Genomic DNA, 15,006 nt, shown 5'->3' with positions numbered 1-15,006 from the left:
TCCCTCACCCTTCCATCATGGCAAAAAATTCATCGAACAGCTCTCCGGTGTCCAGCGGGCCTGCGCAGGCCTCCGGGTGGAACTGCACGGAGAACGCCGGGCAGTCGTGATAGCGTATCCCCTCGCAGGTGCCGTCGTTCACATTGACGAACAGCTCTTTGGCAGTTGCAGGGTCGATGCTGTCGGACACCACCGCGTAGCCGTGGTTCTGGCTGGTGATGTACACCCTGTCCCGTTCCAGGTTTTTCACCGGCTGGTTGCCGCCCCGGTGCCCGTATTTCAGCTTTTCCGTGCGGAAGCCGTGGGCAAGGGCAAGCAGCTGGTGCCCCAGGCAGATGCCGAACACAGGGATATTGAGTTTACATATTTCTTTTAGGTTTTCGATGATTTCCATATTTTCAGCGGGGTCACCGGGTCCATTACTTAACATAATTCCGTCTATGTCAAGGGCTTTGAGCTCCTCCGCAGTGGTGCCGCAGGGGCAGACGGTCACCTCCGCGCCCCGCCTGACAAGCTCCCGCCAGATGTTCCGCTTCAGCCCGAAATCCAGCAGGGCGATCTTATATTTTACTTCGCCCTCCGGCGAAACGGTGTATCTTTCCTTTGTGGAAGCCGCCTGCACAGCCCCTGTGACCCGGTACTGCTTCAAGGCTTCCAGGTCCACGCTTTCGGGGTCGTCGGTGATGACGCCGTTCATCACGCCCCGCTCCCGGATCATTTTCGTCAAAGTGCGGGTGTCGACGCCGGACAGGGCGACCACATTTTTTTCCTGAAAAAAGGTGTCAAGGTCGCCCTCCGAACGGAAATTGGAAGGTTCCTGACACCAATGCTTGACGATATATCCCCGGGGACCAATGCTGCCGCTTTCAAAATCGGCGGGAATGACCCCGTAATTCCCGATAAGCGGGAAAGTCTGTACTGTGATCTGTCCCCAATAGCTGGGGTCGGTGAGCGTTTCAAGATACCCTGTCATGCCGGTGGTGAACACCACCTCCGCGGTCACTTCTCCCGGTGCGCCGAACCGCTCTCCCCGAAAGCAAGTTCCGTTTTCCAAAACGAGATAACCTGTTTTTCCCATGTCTGCCGTCCTTTCTCCTTGTCCGTCCATCTTCCGCGGGACTTCCGCACAGCCAGCCGGGGCAATATCCCGCGGCTGGCTGTTCCGTTGCACTTTGCGGGCAAAATCTTTAGTATTTTGCCGGAAGCCCTTTTTATATCTGTTTTCACCCACGTTACATGATACCCTATCCGGCGGAAACACGCAAGAGACTTTTTTCGATTTTCCCGTTTTCACAATTTTTTCTCCCCCACCGCGGATTTTTTTGCCACACAGCCAAAATCCTTTTCCCTTGCCGGAAAGCGTTTCCCCGGCGAATCGGTCAAGCACGCTTTGCCATATAGATAAAGGCGGGTTTCCCCGTCAGACCTCTTCCGAATATTTGAAAAAAAGGTCCGATTCCCCGTAGAATTTTATACAACTTGCGGAATCATCGGGAAACAGGGGGAATTTCATTGACAAATTTCCCGGATTCGTCTAAAATAATGCCCAAGGCTGCACGGGCGCTGACGGGTTTCCCCGCAGCGCCCTTCCTGCAATTCTCTGCCGGAGCTGTGTGAAATGCCGCAGCGGCGCGGCAGCAGGAACATTTTACATGAGAAAAGAGTGGTTGGTTATGGGAAATTGTTCGGAAAACCGTAAGACTGTCCCCGGGCTGTTCGGCAGCTCAGTATTCAACGACGACGTCATGCAGGAACGGCTGCCCAGAGACGTGTACCGTTCTCTGCGGAAAACTATCGACGAGGGCAAGGATTTGGATTTGACCGTGGCGAACGCCGTTGCCAGCGCCATGAAAGATTGGGCGGTGGAAAAAGGCGCCACCCATTTCACCCACTGGTTCCAGCCCCTAAACGGCATTACCGCCGAAAAGCACGACAGCTTTATTTCCCCCACCTCCGACGGCAGGGTGATCATGCAGTTTTCCGGCAAGGAGCTCATCAAGGGAGAGCCGGACGCTTCCTCTTTCCCCTCCGGCGGGCTGCGGGCTACCTTTGAAGCCCGGGGCTACACCGCGTGGGACCCCACCTCCTATGCCTTTGTCAAGGGAGATTCCCTGTACATTCCCACCGCCTTCTGCTCCTACAGCGGAGAGGTGCTGGATAAAAAGACCCCCCTGCTGCGCTCTATGGAAGACCTGAACCGTCAGGCGCTGCGCATTCTCCGGCTGTTCGGCGACACTACCACCAAACGGGTGGTCACCACCGTGGGACCCGAGCAGGAATATTTTCTGGTGGACAAAAAGCTCTACGACCAGCGGGAAGATTTAATTTTCTGCGGACGCACCCTGTTTGGCGCGAAAGCCCCCAAGGGGCAGGAGCTGGAGGATCACTATTACGGCAGCATCAAGCCCAGGATCGCCGCCTATATGAAGGAGCTGGACGAGGAGCTGTGGAAGCTGGGCATTCTTGCCAAAACCAAGCACAACGAGGTCGCGCCGGCGCAGCACGAGCTTGCCCCCATCTTCTCCACCACCAATATCGCCACCGACCACAACCAGCTCACCATGGAGACCATGAAAAACGTGGCAGCCCGCCATGGGCTGGTATGCCTGCTTCACGAAAAGCCCTTTGCCGGTGTGAACGGCAGCGGCAAGCACAACAACTGGTCCCTGTCCACCGACACGGGGGAGAACCTTCTCGACCCCGGCAAAAGCCCAGCGGAAAATGCCCGCTTCCTGCTGATTTTAGCGGCGGTCATCAAGGGTGTGGACGAATATCAGGACCTGCTCCGCATTTCCGTGGCGTCTGCCGGAAACGACCACCGTCTGGGGGCGAACGAAGCCCCGCCCGCTATCATCTCCATGTTCCTGGGAGACGAGCTGAACGGGGTGCTGCAGGCCATTGAAAACGGCACGGCATACGGCGGCATTGAACATAAAAAGCTGGAAACCGGCGTCCATGTGCTGCCCGACCTGAATAAGGACACCACCGACCGGAACCGCACTTCTCCTTTTGCCTTCACCGGCAATAAATTCGAGTTCCGATCCTTGGGCTCCGCCATTTCCATCGCCTGCCCCAACATCATGCTGAACACCATCGTGGCAGAGCAGCTGCGGCAGTTTGCCGATGAGCTGGAGCCGGCTGACGACCTGAACGCCGCCGTGATGGCGCTGGTCAGGCGGGTAGTTTCCCAGCACAAGCGCATTATCTTTAACGGCGACGGTTACTCCGAGGAATGGGTCAAGGAAGCGAAAAGGCGCGGGCTTTTGAACCTGCCCACCACCGTGGACGCGCTGCCCCGGTATCTGGACAAAAAGAACATCGACCTGTTTACCAACCATAAAATTTATACTGAAGCGGAAATGGAAGCCAGATACGAGACCATCATGGAGGAATACTCCAAGACCCTGCGTATCGAAGCGCTGACCCTGAGCAGCATGGTGCGCCACAAGGTGATCCCCGCCGTCAGCCGCTATCTCGCCGACCTGGCAAACGCAGTCAACGCAAAGCGGGGCGTTCTGAAGGACCTGCCCTGCAAGGCGGAAACAGAACTGCTCCAGAAGCTTTCCACGCTGCTGGATGACGCCTACACCCGCACGGAAGCGCTGGACAACGCCCTCAACGCGCCCCAAACCACCAGCTGCAACGTGTTGACCGTCGCTTCCTATTATCGGGATACGATCATTCCCGCCATGGACGATATCCGCACCGTGATCGACAGGCTGGAGGAAAATGTCGCCGCCGACTATTGGCCCTATCCCACCTATGCACAGCTGATGTTTCAGGTTTAAGTTGTAAGTTGACATAGAAAAGAGCGCCCCCGGTCGGCTGACCGGGGGCGCTTTTACATGGAAGAACTATTTCAGATATTCTACAAAGCGGGTCAGCACCGCGGCGACCTCCGCCCGGGTGGCGGTGCCCTGGGGCGCGATGTGCGTTCCACTGCCGCTGCTTCTGCCTGTCAGCAAGCCTTCAGTAACCGCCCACGCCACGGCTTCCTTGGCGAAGCCGGACACCTCGCCGGAATCCGGGAAGCTTTCCAGCGTTTCCTTGCTCTTTTCCGGCGCTCCGATGGCGTTGGCGTAGCGGTACAGCATGGTCACCATCTGCTCCCGGGTGATGTTCTGCTCCGGGGAGAAGCCGCCGTTCCCTGTGCCGGAGGTCACGCCGACCTTTGCCGCCCAGTCCACCGCGTTTTCGTACCAGATATTTTTCGTCACATCGGTAAATGTGCCCTCTCCTGCGCCGTAGCTTGTTTTGCCGCTGAGGTTCCAGAGTGTCTGCGCCAGCATACTTCTTGTCATGGAGCCGTTGGGGGTGAATTTCGTTTCAGACGTGCCCTGGAACAGCCCGTATGCCGTGGCGCTGTCCACGGATTTTTCAAACCAGTCGTTTTCTTTCACGTCCTCGAATTTCTTTCCCGCTCCCGGGTCGGCAGGGAGGTTCACCTTGGCGATCACCTCGCCGGAGGGCGTTTTGACCTCAATCTCTTTGTCTCCCTCGGGCTGGGTGGTAATGGTGGCAATATTGCCGTTTCCAGTAATCACCGTTTTCACGGTGGGCTGGGGCACGGAGGGAACGGGAGACGGTGTGGGCGTCGGCGTAGGCGTAGGTGTAGGGGTAGGGGTAGGGGTAGGGGGGGGCGGAGGGGTTGGCGGCGGCGGGGGCGGAGGTGGAGGTGGCGCGGGAGGCGTGGGGGTGGGCGTGGGCGGGTCGGGCTCCTCTTCATAATCCCCGCTTTCATAATGAATGGTCGCTTCCTCTAAATCATTATTGGCAAAGCCAATGGATATGGCGTTCCACTGCTCCTGCGTGCCGGCATAGTAAACATCTGTGAGAAGCTGCGCGTTGCTGAAAGCATACTCCCCAACCTGCGTCAGGCTTTTGGGAAGGGTGATACTGGTCAGGCTGTCGCAGCAGTCAAAAGCATTGTCCCCGATCTGTGTCACACCGTTGGGAATGACTATGCTGGTCAAGCCATGGCAAAGACTGAAAGTCTCTTTCCCGATCTCCGTGATGCCTTTGGGAAGGACAATATCGGTCAGACCCACACAGAAGGAGAAAGCGCCCTCCCCGATCCGGGTCACTCCCTTGGGAACGGTAATACCGGTCAAGCCGGCGCAGCTGTAGAACGCATACGCTCCGATGGCGGTAACGCCGTTGGGTATCTCATAGGTCCCTGTTTTCCCGGCAGGGCATTCCACCAGCGTTTTCCTGTCCTTGCTGAACAGCACGCCGTCCACCGCACAGTATGTCCTGTTCCCCGGCGCGATCCCGATGGCAGTCAGCTTTTCACAGTCTGAGAAGACCCCCGTCCCAAGCTTTGTCAGGCTGGCGGGAAGCGTCACGCCGGTCAGGTTCATGCAATAATTAAACGCATCATCTCCGATTTCCGTAACACCCTCGGAGACTGTGAACTCCGTAAAGGCGGTGTTCCGAAAAGCGAGCATTCCGATCCGCCTGACGCTGCCGGAGAACGTCACATGGGCAAGGTTCATGCAGTCATAAAAAACCTCTGTGTCGATCTCCGTGATACTGCTGGGGATCGTTACATCGGTCAAATCTAAAGAACAGGAGAACACTCCCGGCAGGATTTTTGTCGTTCCGGCGGGTATCTCATAGGCGCTGCCTTTCCCGCCGGGATAGGCAACCAGCGTCTTCCTGTCCTTACTGAACAGCACGCCGTCTACGGAGCAATACGCCCCGTTCCCCGGCGCGACTTCAAGTGCCGTCAAGGTACTAACACCTCGGAAAGCTTCTTCTCCGATAGCCGTCACGCTTTCGGGAATGGTAACGCTCCCCTCCAGCTGCCAGCACTCAGAAAAAGCCCATTTTTCAATGACCTGAAGCCCCTCGGGAAGCGTGAGATGGGTCATTTCACAGAGATAGAAAGCGCTCTGTCCGATTTTTTTGACCGCCACCCCGTCTATGGTACCGGGGATATCGGCGGAGGTGATTGACTGATCACTGCTTGTGATAGCTCCTGTTCCTTTATCAAATTTAATTCTTCCGCCCTCAATGCCGGGCACGGTGATCCATTCTCCGGCCGGTTCCACATACTCGTACTCGGCGCTTGCCGCAGGGGGAAAACAGCCGACCAGCAGGCACAGGGCGAACAACAGGCTGACAAATTTTTTCATGTTTTTTCTCCTTCCACAATTGTCAAAAAGTGTACTTTTTGACAATTGTCCTTTTGGGAAACAAGGCTTGGCGATTTGCGTAGGTTTTGGAAAAATCAAAAAGAAAATTTGGCAATTTTGTTGACACTTCCAGAATTTTCCTGTAAAATTTACCTTGTAAAATTCACTGTCAAAAAGTACACTTTTTGACAGTGTTTTATTTGGTCGAATCTTTTGTTGAACCGCGGCAGACCTGAAAGCGAAAATGCTTTCAGGTCTGTTTTTTGTTGGAAAATGCATTGTGAAATGGCGCAGCTTCCGTCCGGCGGTTTATTGCCAGAGCTTGCCCTCTTTTTGATAGGCTTCGTTCCAGTAGCCGTCCAGCCAGCTCAGCAGCTCTTCCCTGGAAAGCTCGCCGCTTACAAGCTGGCGCACACGGGTCTCTTCCTGTTCCCGGAAGCCCTCATATGCCTGATACATGGCAGGCGGCATGGCATAGCGGAACTGGTCCCCCTTGCCCGCCATGGTCATTTCCGCCGACATATCTCCCTCTGTCAGGGATTCCTCCAGCGCCGCCGCTTCCAGGTGAATGGGCAGGCAGTCGCATTCTTTAGCAAAGTGGGTGTTGTTGTCCGCGTTGGACAAAAAAGTGAGGAAATGCACGGCGATCTCCTGCTCCTTTGCGGCAGTGGAAACGCCCCAGCCCACATAGTTTTCCGCGCTCACCGCCGAGGTAACGCTCAGCCCCAGGGGAACGTTCGCGATCTCCCACGACCCTTCCGGCATAGTATCCCGAAGCTGCTTTGCCACGGAACGGGGCGCAAGCAGCAGCCCGGCTTCGCCGTTTTGGAACGCTTTCGCCGCTTCCTGCACAGTCATGTCCATAGTCCCCGGCAGGGCCGCTTTCATAATATCCAAAAACTGCTCCGCCCCCTGCTTTGCCCGGTCCGAGGAGAAGATGGACTTCCCCTCCTCCGCCAGAGAAAAATATCCCGCACCGGGGTCGGCAAGGCGGTTCTGCTGCACGGAGCTCCAAACGGCGGCGTCAAAATATCTCGCCAGGGAATCCTTTCCCCCAAAGGCAACGCGCCCCTGCTCCCCCAGCTTTTCAATGGAGCCGGTGATCTGAGACCCATTGGCGTTGGCGCCCCCCACAATGTCGTTCCATGTGCGGTGGCGGGCGTATTCCTCCTGCGTTTTGCCCTCGTTGTAATCGTCGAACCAGTCCGCGCGGTAGAACAGCACGTCCAGTGAGATGTCCTCGGGGACCGTATAAGCGTGCTCCATGCCCATGGCGCCCACCACCGTCTGCGCCGCCTGGGTCAGAGTGGCGCTTTCTTTCCACACCGTCATGTAGGGGTAGATGTCCAGCAGCGTGCCGTCCTGCGCCAGCTTTGGCACGTCCGCGCCCGGCACCTCGCCGATATCCGCTTCCCCGGTTTTCAGCGCCCGGAAAATATCCTCTTCGCTCTCGAAAGCTTTTATTTCAATTTTTGTATGGGGAAAATCGGCTTCATACTTTGCGGCGATCTCCTGCAGGACTTCTTTCCTGCTGTCGGCGCCGCTCAGCATTCCCAGCACCAGCTTCGCTTCCCTGCCGTCATTGTGCAGCGTTGCCAGCGGTTCCGGCTCAGGCTCGGACTCCGAGTGGGCGCAGCCGCCCAGCAGATTGGCACAAAGCGCCGCCGCCAGCGCCAGCGCCGCGATTTTTCTCAGCTTCATAAAATTTCATGCTCCTTTCGGAAGCGTTTTTTGTTTCAAAGGATATTCTTATTATAATCGGCTATCCGACAAAATACAAGAGCGGCATTCTTACGAAAGCCTTTCCGCCGAACGCCGCCCTGTCCTCTTTTCATGTTGATACTGCGCTATTTCCGCAAAGCGCGATTCTTCCGTTTCCACGGTTGCTGCCCGGTTACGCCCGGACGATGTAATCCTTTTTCCGCTCCTTGGGCTGGGGCGGCTCGCCCTCTCCGTACCCGACTGCCAAAGAACCCACGCCCCTGAGGGTTTCCGATAAGCCCAGCTTTTTCAGCAGCGCCTTACCCTCCGGCAGCTCGAACATTTCCCGCTCGCCGTGGATCCAGCAGGAATCCACTCCCAGCGCGTGGGCGGCGTTCATCATATTGGTCAGCACACAGGCGCCGTCCTCCACATAGGTGCCGCTGCTGGGGTCGCCCAGCACCAGCAGGATAACGGGCGCGCCGTAGTAAGGGTCCCCGTTTCCGCCGCGGGCACGGCAGTTCAGCTCCTGCACGGTCTGGCGGTTCTCCGGGGTCTCCACGGCAATGATCGTCGCCGACTGCTTCCCCATGCCGGTGGGAGCATAGGTGCCGGCTTCCAGGATCGCGTCCAGCTTCTCCTTCTCTACCGGGGCAGACTGATAACGGCGCACGCTCCGGCGGGTCTTCAGCAGCTCCAACATCTTGTTTTCCATAGATATCTCCCTTTCTGTGATTTATTTTTTCGCCCGGCGCTGTGCCGGGCAAAATTTTTACAGTTGTAAAGTATATTTACTTGTCAATATTTTTCCAATTCTGCAAGCAGGGACAGCAGCAATTTCCCCGTTCCCACATTGTATCCGCTGCAGGCATAAAGCCCATTACCTTTGCAGTCAGCTAAGATCACCAAGGGCAGCTTTTCCGGGTCTACAAACATTCTGCGGGCAAGCTGCGGCACAGTATCCTGAAAATCGCCATACCATATCTGGTGGTCGGGCAGCAGAGATAACGTCCTGCGGAGAGTGGCGTCCCGCTCCTGCTCCGGGCTTTCCAGCAGAAAATGCAGCGCGCAGCCGCTTTGGGCAAACGCTTCGGCGGCTTCCCGCAGCTCGTTCAAAATGTGCTCGGTGGGCTCCCTGCCCACCTCCAGCCAGAACAGAAGGGAAAACGCGCTTTTTTCCAGCAGCTCCCGGTTTTCCACGTTCCGCCCGGCTCCATCTCTCAGCAGGAATGGCGGCAGCCCCTGGGATTCCAGCATATCCGCGATTTTTCCCTCACGGAAGGTCAGCTCCAGCCGCCGTGTCTGCCCCGCTTCCAGCCGGAAGCATTTCTGCCTTGCCAGCTGATTGCCGTTGGGCATTCTGGTCGTACAGACTGCCCGGTACATTCCGGGCAGCAGCGACAGCTCCATACTGCTCCCTGCCGGGATATCCGCCAGCTTTAACGGTACTTCCCGTTCCGCATCCAGCCGGGTCAGGGAAACGTTTTGGAAAAACAGGGCGCCCTGCTCTGCGGGAGTGGAAATTTCCAGCATTCCCATAGCTTTTTCCCCAAGGGCAGCGCGAAAACTCCCGTTTTGATAATACTCCGGTGTGCCGTCCACCGGGGAAAGCCGCGCAGGGATTTCAAAGCTTCTGCACAGGGCGCAGAACAGCACATTTTTTCCAGCGGAGCTTGCCGCGCCCGTCTTCCAAACAGCCAGGGGAGAAGCGGGCAGATCCACATAGGAATCGACCGCCGGAACATTTTTGTCTATCCATTCAAGCAGGGTTTCCGGGGCAGACAGAAAGCCCTCCCGCTCCGCCGGGGAAAACCATTCGGAAAGCTCTTTCCGCCACGGGCGCAGCGGTTCCAGCCCGATTCTGGGAGAAAGCAGCCCCTGGGAAAAAATATCCGGCGGGAAGCTTTCCTCCCGGCAAAAAGCCGGAAGTGCGTCTTGGAAAATTTCTTCCGGCAATTCTCCCGCCCTGTCCTTTTCCGTCAGCACAGCCAAAATCCGCCGCTTTTGTTCGGGCGGATCGCTTTTGCTTTCACTTTGGAACCGCCGCTGCTTTTGTTCCCGCAATGCGGCGGCATCAGCGAGGACTTCCCGCCGTCGTTTTTGCGCAATGGGAGACAAGGGCGCGGGATAACCCGCCATTCCTATCGGGGCAAAAAATTCAAAATCCTGCCAATCGCTTTCCGCTTTATTTTGCAGCGTCAATTCCACATGGTCCTGTTCGCCTGTAGAAAAAATTGTCTCTGCGGTACTGTCCTGCGCAGCCGCAGATACTTTTACGCTGCCCAAGCCCAGCCGCAATTTCGCCGTTCCGTCCTGTCCAGTTTTCTGGACAGAAATTTTCAAAAACTGCGCCATGTTCAGCAAAGAAAAGGTCACTTTCGCATTGGGGACAGGCTTTCCCGCACCGTCCCTAACAGACACGGTCACTTCTTTTGTTTCCCCGTAGCGGTGGGTAACGGCTTCATAGACTACGCCGTGCTCCGTCCATAAATCAATGGGGGCAGCGTCCGGGAACAGAAAGGCAACGTCTTCCAGCTCCCCCGGCGCAAAGACGCGGGCGTGGATCATCATAGCGCGGGAAGCGGCGCTGGTGAACCAGCCGCGGTCCAGCTCCGGCTCCGGCTCACAGGCGCCCAAATAGCGCCAGCCTGCTCCGTCGTACACCTCCACCCATGCATGGTTGTCGTCACAATGGGACCACCATGGAGCATAGACCTGCCGGGCGCAAATGCCCACGCTGCGCAGGGCGTTTACCGCGAAGGTGGATTCTTCCCCGCAGCGCCCATAGCCGCAGCGGTACACGGACAGCGCGGACGCGGTCCTGTCATCGGTAGAGCGGTACGTTACCTCCTCCGCGCACCAGCGGTTCACTTCCAGAATGGCGTCGGTCAAAGACAGCCCGCGTATTCTGTCCGCCAGCGCGTCATGGAACAGACCGCGGCAGTCGGACAGCTCTTCCGTGTTGATACGGGGATACAGGACTCCGATGAGAAAAAGATGCTCCGGCAATGCTTTGCACCAGGGGAATTCTTCTCTTGCCCGCAAAGCGTTTTGTACGATATGCAAAAACAGCTCTGTTTTATAGTCCGACAAATCGGACAGTGGAATAGTCGCAAGCACAAAACGCAGATATTTTTCTTCCTCCGGCGTACAGCAGTTCAAAATACTGTCCGTTTTTTCGCCCAGTTCCTGAAGCTCCGCCCGCCGCTTCTGCCAAAGGCGGTCGGTATAGCTTGTCAATTGCTCTGTCCAGCTCATGCCCGGTTCAATTCCTCCCATGCCGCGCGAATGCTTTCCTCGTTTGTGCGCCAGATTTCAAATTCACTCATGCTTGGCAGCCCCATGCTGACCCCTTCTTTCCGATAAGCCATGCCGCTTTCCAGTACCTGCTTGCCGCTCATATGGAAGCTGTTCGCTTCGGGAAGCTCCTGCCGCACCTGGCGGATAGCGTTGGCACTGACGCCGGCGCCGATCAGCAGCTCCACATCGCCTGCCCTGTCAAACAGCTGCTTGAGCAGCCCTATGCCCTCCACACAGCTTGCCGCCTGCCCGGAGGTGAGAATGGTTTCCACGCCCCATTCCCGGCAGCGATCCAGCGCGGCAAAGGGGTCCCTGCACACATCAAACGCCCGGTGCAGCGTAAAGCGTTTTCCGTTTTTATGGACAAGGGAGATCATCGCTTCCATGCGGGAGCTGTCCAGATCCCCTGCCGGGGTCAAACAGCCGCTGACGATAGCGTCGGCTCCCGCGTCCAGCAGCGCGACGGCGTCCTCCAGCATCAGGGCAAATTCCCGTTCCGTATAGAGAAAATCGCCAAACCTGGGGCGCAGCAGCGCATGGACAGGCAGCCCGGTTTCCCTTTTGACCGCTTTCACCAGCGACAGCGCCGGGGTGGTGCCGCCGATGACCAGATTGGCGCACAGCTCCAGCCGGGTCGCGCCGCCTGCCTTTGCCGCCAGCGCCGATTCCATGCTGTCCACACAGGCTTCCAATACTTTTTTCATGGTCACCGCCGCCTTTTACTCTTTCAGCGTGATTTCCAGCACAGTATCCACCGGGTCGGGCAGCACCGGATCGGGACCCAGATCGGCAAACACGATATCGGGATAATTGTCGTAGATCCAGCCCTTGGCAATGGGCGCTTCCGCCCCGGTTGCCAGCCAGCGGACGCTTTCCACCTGCTCCCGCTTCAGCCCCATCAAGGGCATACAGCCCACGGTGTTTTCAAAAAGATGGTAGTAAAGCTTATTGCCGTTCCGGGTGATCCTGCCCACGTCCGGCTTTGGCAGCCCGGCTTTCCCGCAGCCGTAAATGCTTTTAGAATTTTTCCGCATCCAGTCTCCAATATCCGATAAAATGGACAGTGATTCCGCTGGGATATTGCCCCGGGCGTCAGGTCCCACATTCAGAAGCAGGTTCCCGCCCTTGGAAACGCATTCCACTAGCTTTTTGATGAGCATGGAGGAGGGCTTAAAGAACCTGTCGTTTTCACAATAGCCCCAGTTATTGTTCATGGTAATACAGGCTTCCCACACCAAATCTCTGCCGTTTTTATCTAATAAGCCGTTGGGGGGAATGATCTGCTCCGGGCTGACAAAATCCCCGTGGTACGGCGTGGGATTTCCCTCCCACAGGGAGCCGAAGCCCTCGCCGCTGACCTCCAGACGGTTGTCGATGATAACGCCGGGCTGCAGGGTGCGGACCATGTCCACCAGCTCAGAACCCCGCCATTTTTCACCGCGCATGGCGTCCGCGCCTTCGCCGTAGGAGAAATCGAACCAGAGAATATCTATCTTCCCATAGTTGGTGCAAAGCTCCCGCACCTGATTGTGGAGATACGTGAGATAGCGGTCAAAATTCCTGCCCTCGTTCCCATAGGCGGGGTTTTCCCGCATGGGGTGGTGCTGGTCGCCGTAATGGGGGTAGTCCTCGTGGTACCAGTCCAGCAGGGAGAAATACAGCCCGACCTTCAAGCCCTCTGCGCGGACGGCTTCCACATATTCCGCTACCAGATCGCGCCCGCATTTCGTGTTGGTGGACTTAAAGTCCGTGTATTTGCTGTCGAACAGGCAGAACCCATCGTGGTGCTTCGCGGTGAGGACCACATATTTCATGCCGGCTTCCCTGGCGGCTTTCGCCCATTTCTTCGGGTCGTAATCCACCGGGTCAAATTCCTCGAAATATTTCATGTAATCCTCTTTGGGGATACGCTCCACGCTGCGTACCCATTCCCCTCTGGCGGGAATGGCATACAGCCCCCAGTGAATGAACATTCCGAACCGCGCCTGGGTGTACCAGGTCATGCGCTTTTCGTATTCCGCCCGATCAAATTTGTACATAAAAACTCGCTCCTCCCAATCAGGGTTTCTTATCCACAATATAGCATATGGTGCGGCAGAACGCAAGACAAGATATGGAACTCTCCCACCAAAAATGTCCGCTCCCGGTCTTACAAAGGAACGCAGCAGCCTGCGTTGTAAAACCGCCGGCTGCTGTGTTTGGAGTGTGTGTATGGAAAATGTTTTGGGGAGGGTCAGAGAATGTTACGATCAAAAGAGCAGAGCGCTCAGATGGCGTCCAGCGCCTGGGACAGGTCGTCGATCAAATCGTCCACGTGCTCCGTGCCGATGGAAAGACGCACGGTGTTGGGCTTAATGCCGGAGGCAAGAAGCTCCTCCTCCGTCATCTGGGAATGGGTGGTGGACGCAGGGTGGATCACCAGAGATTTCACGTCTGCCACATTGGCAAGCAGCGAGAAGATTTCCAGATGGTCGATGAAGCGCTTGGCTTCCTCAGCGCCGCCCCTGATCTCCAGTGTGAAGATGGACGCGCCGCCCTTGGGGAAATACTTTTGATAAAGCCTGTGGGAGGGGTTACCGGGCAGAGAGGGGTGGTTGACCCGCTCCACCTTGGGGTGAGCGTTCAAAAATTCCACGATCTTCAACGTGTTTTCCACGTGGCGCTCCACCCGGAGGGACAGGGTTTCCAGCCCCTGCAAAAACAGGAACGCATGGAACGGGGACAGGGTCGCGCCGGTATCCCGCAAAAGGATCGCCCGGATATAAGTGACAAATGCCGCCGCGCCAGCCGCCTGCACAAAGGAAACCCCGTGATAGCTGGGATTCTGCTCAGTAAACTGAGGGAATTTCCCGGAAGCCGCCCAGTCGAATTTCCCGGAATCCACAATAACGCCGCCCAGCGCCGTGCCGTGACCCCCGATAAATTTCGTGGCGGAATGCACCACGATGTCCGCGCCGTATTCGATGGGGCGCAGCAGGTAAGGCGTGGCAAAGGTGCTGTCTATGACCAGCGGTATCTTATGGGCATGGGCGACAGCAGCCACTTTTTCAATGTCAATTAAATTGGCGTTGGGATTGCCGATGCTTTCTATAAAAATCAGTTTGGTATTGTCCCGCACCGCCGCTTCAAACGCGCCTTCCTGTTCCGGGTCTACAAATGTGGTGGTGATACCGCTTTGGGGCAGGGTGTGCTCAAAATAATTGTACGTGCCGCCATACAGGGTGGACGCCGCCACAATATGGTCGCCCGCATGGGCAAGCGCCAGCACGGTATAGGAGATCGCCGCCGCGCCGGAAGCCACCGCCAGCGCCGCCGCTCCTCCCTCCAGGGCGGCAATGCGCCGCTCAAACACGTCCTCGGTGGGATTGGTCAGCCGCCCGTAAATATTCCCCGCGTCCCGCAGACCAAAGCGGTCAGCGGCGTGCCCGCTGTTATGAAATACATACGATGTGGTGGCATAGATCGGCACCGCGCGGGCGCCTGTGGCAGGGTCAGGCTGCTCCTGACCCACGTGAAGCTGCAGCGTTTCAAAATGAAGTTTTTTATCAGACATGGTTAGCTTCCCCTTTTCTTCATGAAATTTTAAGTGTGACGTCAATTCCCGGCAAATCCCGGGAAGATAAGCTCCGCAGCCTTTGCTTCACATTCGGCCGTTTCGGAAATTCTGCCGGAGCAGAGATAAAAATAATTCTTTCATGCTTTCCCCCATTTCCATATTTTCCTATTAGGTTTGTATGATTATATCCTTTTTTCCTTTTCCTGTCAAGGGCTTTTACGATTTTTTATTTCTTCTCCGCAAAAAGCTCCGTTGTGAGCTCCCTTGAAGATTTTTCGCGGATAGTGTAAAATAGGGTGGAAGAAAATCATA

9 protein-coding genes are annotated in these 15,006 nt (G+C 56.6%); 1 reads left to right on the top strand and 8 read right to left on the bottom strand.

Annotated features, from left to right (window positions below):
- Positions 1–4: 4 nt before the first annotated feature.
- Entirely contained in the window at positions 5–1,078 is a 1,074-nt protein-coding gene (locus tag AB8996_RS05390) for a carbamoyl phosphate synthase small subunit (protein WP_369297951.1), read from the bottom strand.
- Positions 1,079–1,673: 595 nt separating this feature from the next.
- On the opposite strand from AB8996_RS05390, the gene AB8996_RS05385 reads away from it, so the two are divergent.
- Positions 1,674–3,788: a glutamine synthetase III gene (locus AB8996_RS05385; protein ID WP_369297950.1), complete on the top strand. Its 2,115-nt coding sequence runs from the start codon at positions 1,674–1,676 to the stop codon at positions 3,786–3,788.
- Positions 3,789–3,854: 66 nt separating this feature from the next.
- On the opposite strand, the gene AB8996_RS05380 is transcribed toward AB8996_RS05385, so the two are convergent.
- The 7 genes from AB8996_RS05380 to AB8996_RS05350 all read right to left on the bottom strand — a co-directional run bounded on the left by AB8996_RS05380 (position 3,855) and on the right by AB8996_RS05350 (position 14,691).
- A complete protein-coding gene (locus AB8996_RS05380; RefSeq protein ID WP_369297949.1) occupies positions 3,855–6,137 on the bottom strand; it encodes a leucine-rich repeat protein in 2,283 nt (760 codons plus the stop codon).
- A 309-nt stretch (positions 6,138–6,446) separates the two neighbouring features.
- Positions 6,447–7,838 carry an extracellular solute-binding protein gene (locus tag AB8996_RS05375; RefSeq protein ID WP_369297948.1) on the bottom strand — a complete coding sequence of 464 codons (1,392 nt, stop codon included), beginning with the start codon at positions 7,836–7,838 and terminating at the stop codon, positions 6,447–6,449.
- Between the two features lie 193 nt (positions 7,839–8,031).
- A complete protein-coding gene (locus tag AB8996_RS05370) occupies positions 8,032–8,553 on the bottom strand; it encodes a nitroreductase family protein (RefSeq protein ID WP_369297947.1) in 522 nt (173 codons plus the stop codon).
- A gap of 83 nt (positions 8,554–8,636) precedes the next feature.
- The gene (locus AB8996_RS05365; RefSeq protein WP_369297946.1) at positions 8,637–11,117 is read right to left on the bottom strand and encodes a transglutaminase domain-containing protein; all 2,481 of its coding nucleotides are present in this window, start codon (positions 11,115–11,117) and stop codon (positions 8,637–8,639) included.
- Positions 11,093–11,842, bottom strand: coding sequence for a copper homeostasis protein CutC (locus AB8996_RS05360; RefSeq protein WP_369297945.1), 750 nt, complete (start codon positions 11,840–11,842; stop codon positions 11,093–11,095). Before AB8996_RS05360 ends, AB8996_RS05365 begins: the two co-directional genes overlap by 25 nt.
- A gap of 15 nt (positions 11,843–11,857) precedes the next feature.
- Positions 11,858–13,177 (bottom strand): alpha-L-fucosidase, encoded by a 1,320-nt coding sequence (locus AB8996_RS05355; RefSeq protein WP_369297944.1) that lies wholly within the window; start codon positions 13,175–13,177, stop codon positions 11,858–11,860.
- Between the two features lie 227 nt (positions 13,178–13,404).
- Positions 13,405–14,691 carry an O-acetylhomoserine aminocarboxypropyltransferase/cysteine synthase family protein gene (locus AB8996_RS05350; protein WP_369297943.1) on the bottom strand — a complete coding sequence of 429 codons (1,287 nt, stop codon included), beginning with the start codon at positions 14,689–14,691 and terminating at the stop codon, positions 13,405–13,407.
- Between the last annotated feature and the right edge of the window lie 315 nt (positions 14,692–15,006).

Origin of the sequence: uncultured Neglectibacter sp. (assembly GCA_937958185.1) — a bacterium.
Classification (GTDB): Bacteria; Bacillota; Clostridia; order Oscillospirales; family Acutalibacteraceae; genus Acutalibacter.
This window is presented reverse-complemented; position numbering and strand designations above follow the sequence as displayed.

What these genes read in the sequence shown, in the direction of transcription:
- AB8996_RS05390 (WP_369297951.1), bottom strand. Translation starts at nt 1,078, where the DNA reads ATGGGAAAAACAGGTTATCTCGTTTTGGAAAACGGAACTTGCTTTCGG.
- AB8996_RS05385 (WP_369297950.1), top strand. Translation starts at nt 1,674, where the DNA reads ATGGGAAATTGTTCGGAAAACCGTAAGACTGTCCCCGGGCTGTTCGGC.
- AB8996_RS05380 (WP_369297949.1), bottom strand. Translation starts at nt 6,137, where the DNA reads ATGAAAAAATTTGTCAGCCTGTTGTTCGCCCTGTGCCTGCTGGTCGGC.
- AB8996_RS05375 (WP_369297948.1), bottom strand. Translation starts at nt 7,838, where the DNA reads ATGAAGCTGAGAAAAATCGCGGCGCTGGCGCTGGCGGCGGCGCTTTGT.
- AB8996_RS05370 (WP_369297947.1), bottom strand. Translation starts at nt 8,553, where the DNA reads ATGGAAAACAAGATGTTGGAGCTGCTGAAGACCCGCCGGAGCGTGCGC.
- AB8996_RS05365 (WP_369297946.1), bottom strand. Translation starts at nt 11,117, where the DNA reads ATGGGAGGAATTGAACCGGGCATGAGCTGGACAGAGCAATTGACAAGC.
- AB8996_RS05360 (WP_369297945.1), bottom strand. Translation starts at nt 11,842, where the DNA reads ATGAAAAAAGTATTGGAAGCCTGTGTGGACAGCATGGAATCGGCGCTG.
- AB8996_RS05355 (WP_369297944.1), bottom strand. Translation starts at nt 13,177, where the DNA reads ATGTACAAATTTGATCGGGCGGAATACGAAAAGCGCATGACCTGGTAC.
- AB8996_RS05350 (WP_369297943.1), bottom strand. Translation starts at nt 14,691, where the DNA reads ATGTCTGATAAAAAACTTCATTTTGAAACGCTGCAGCTTCACGTGGGT.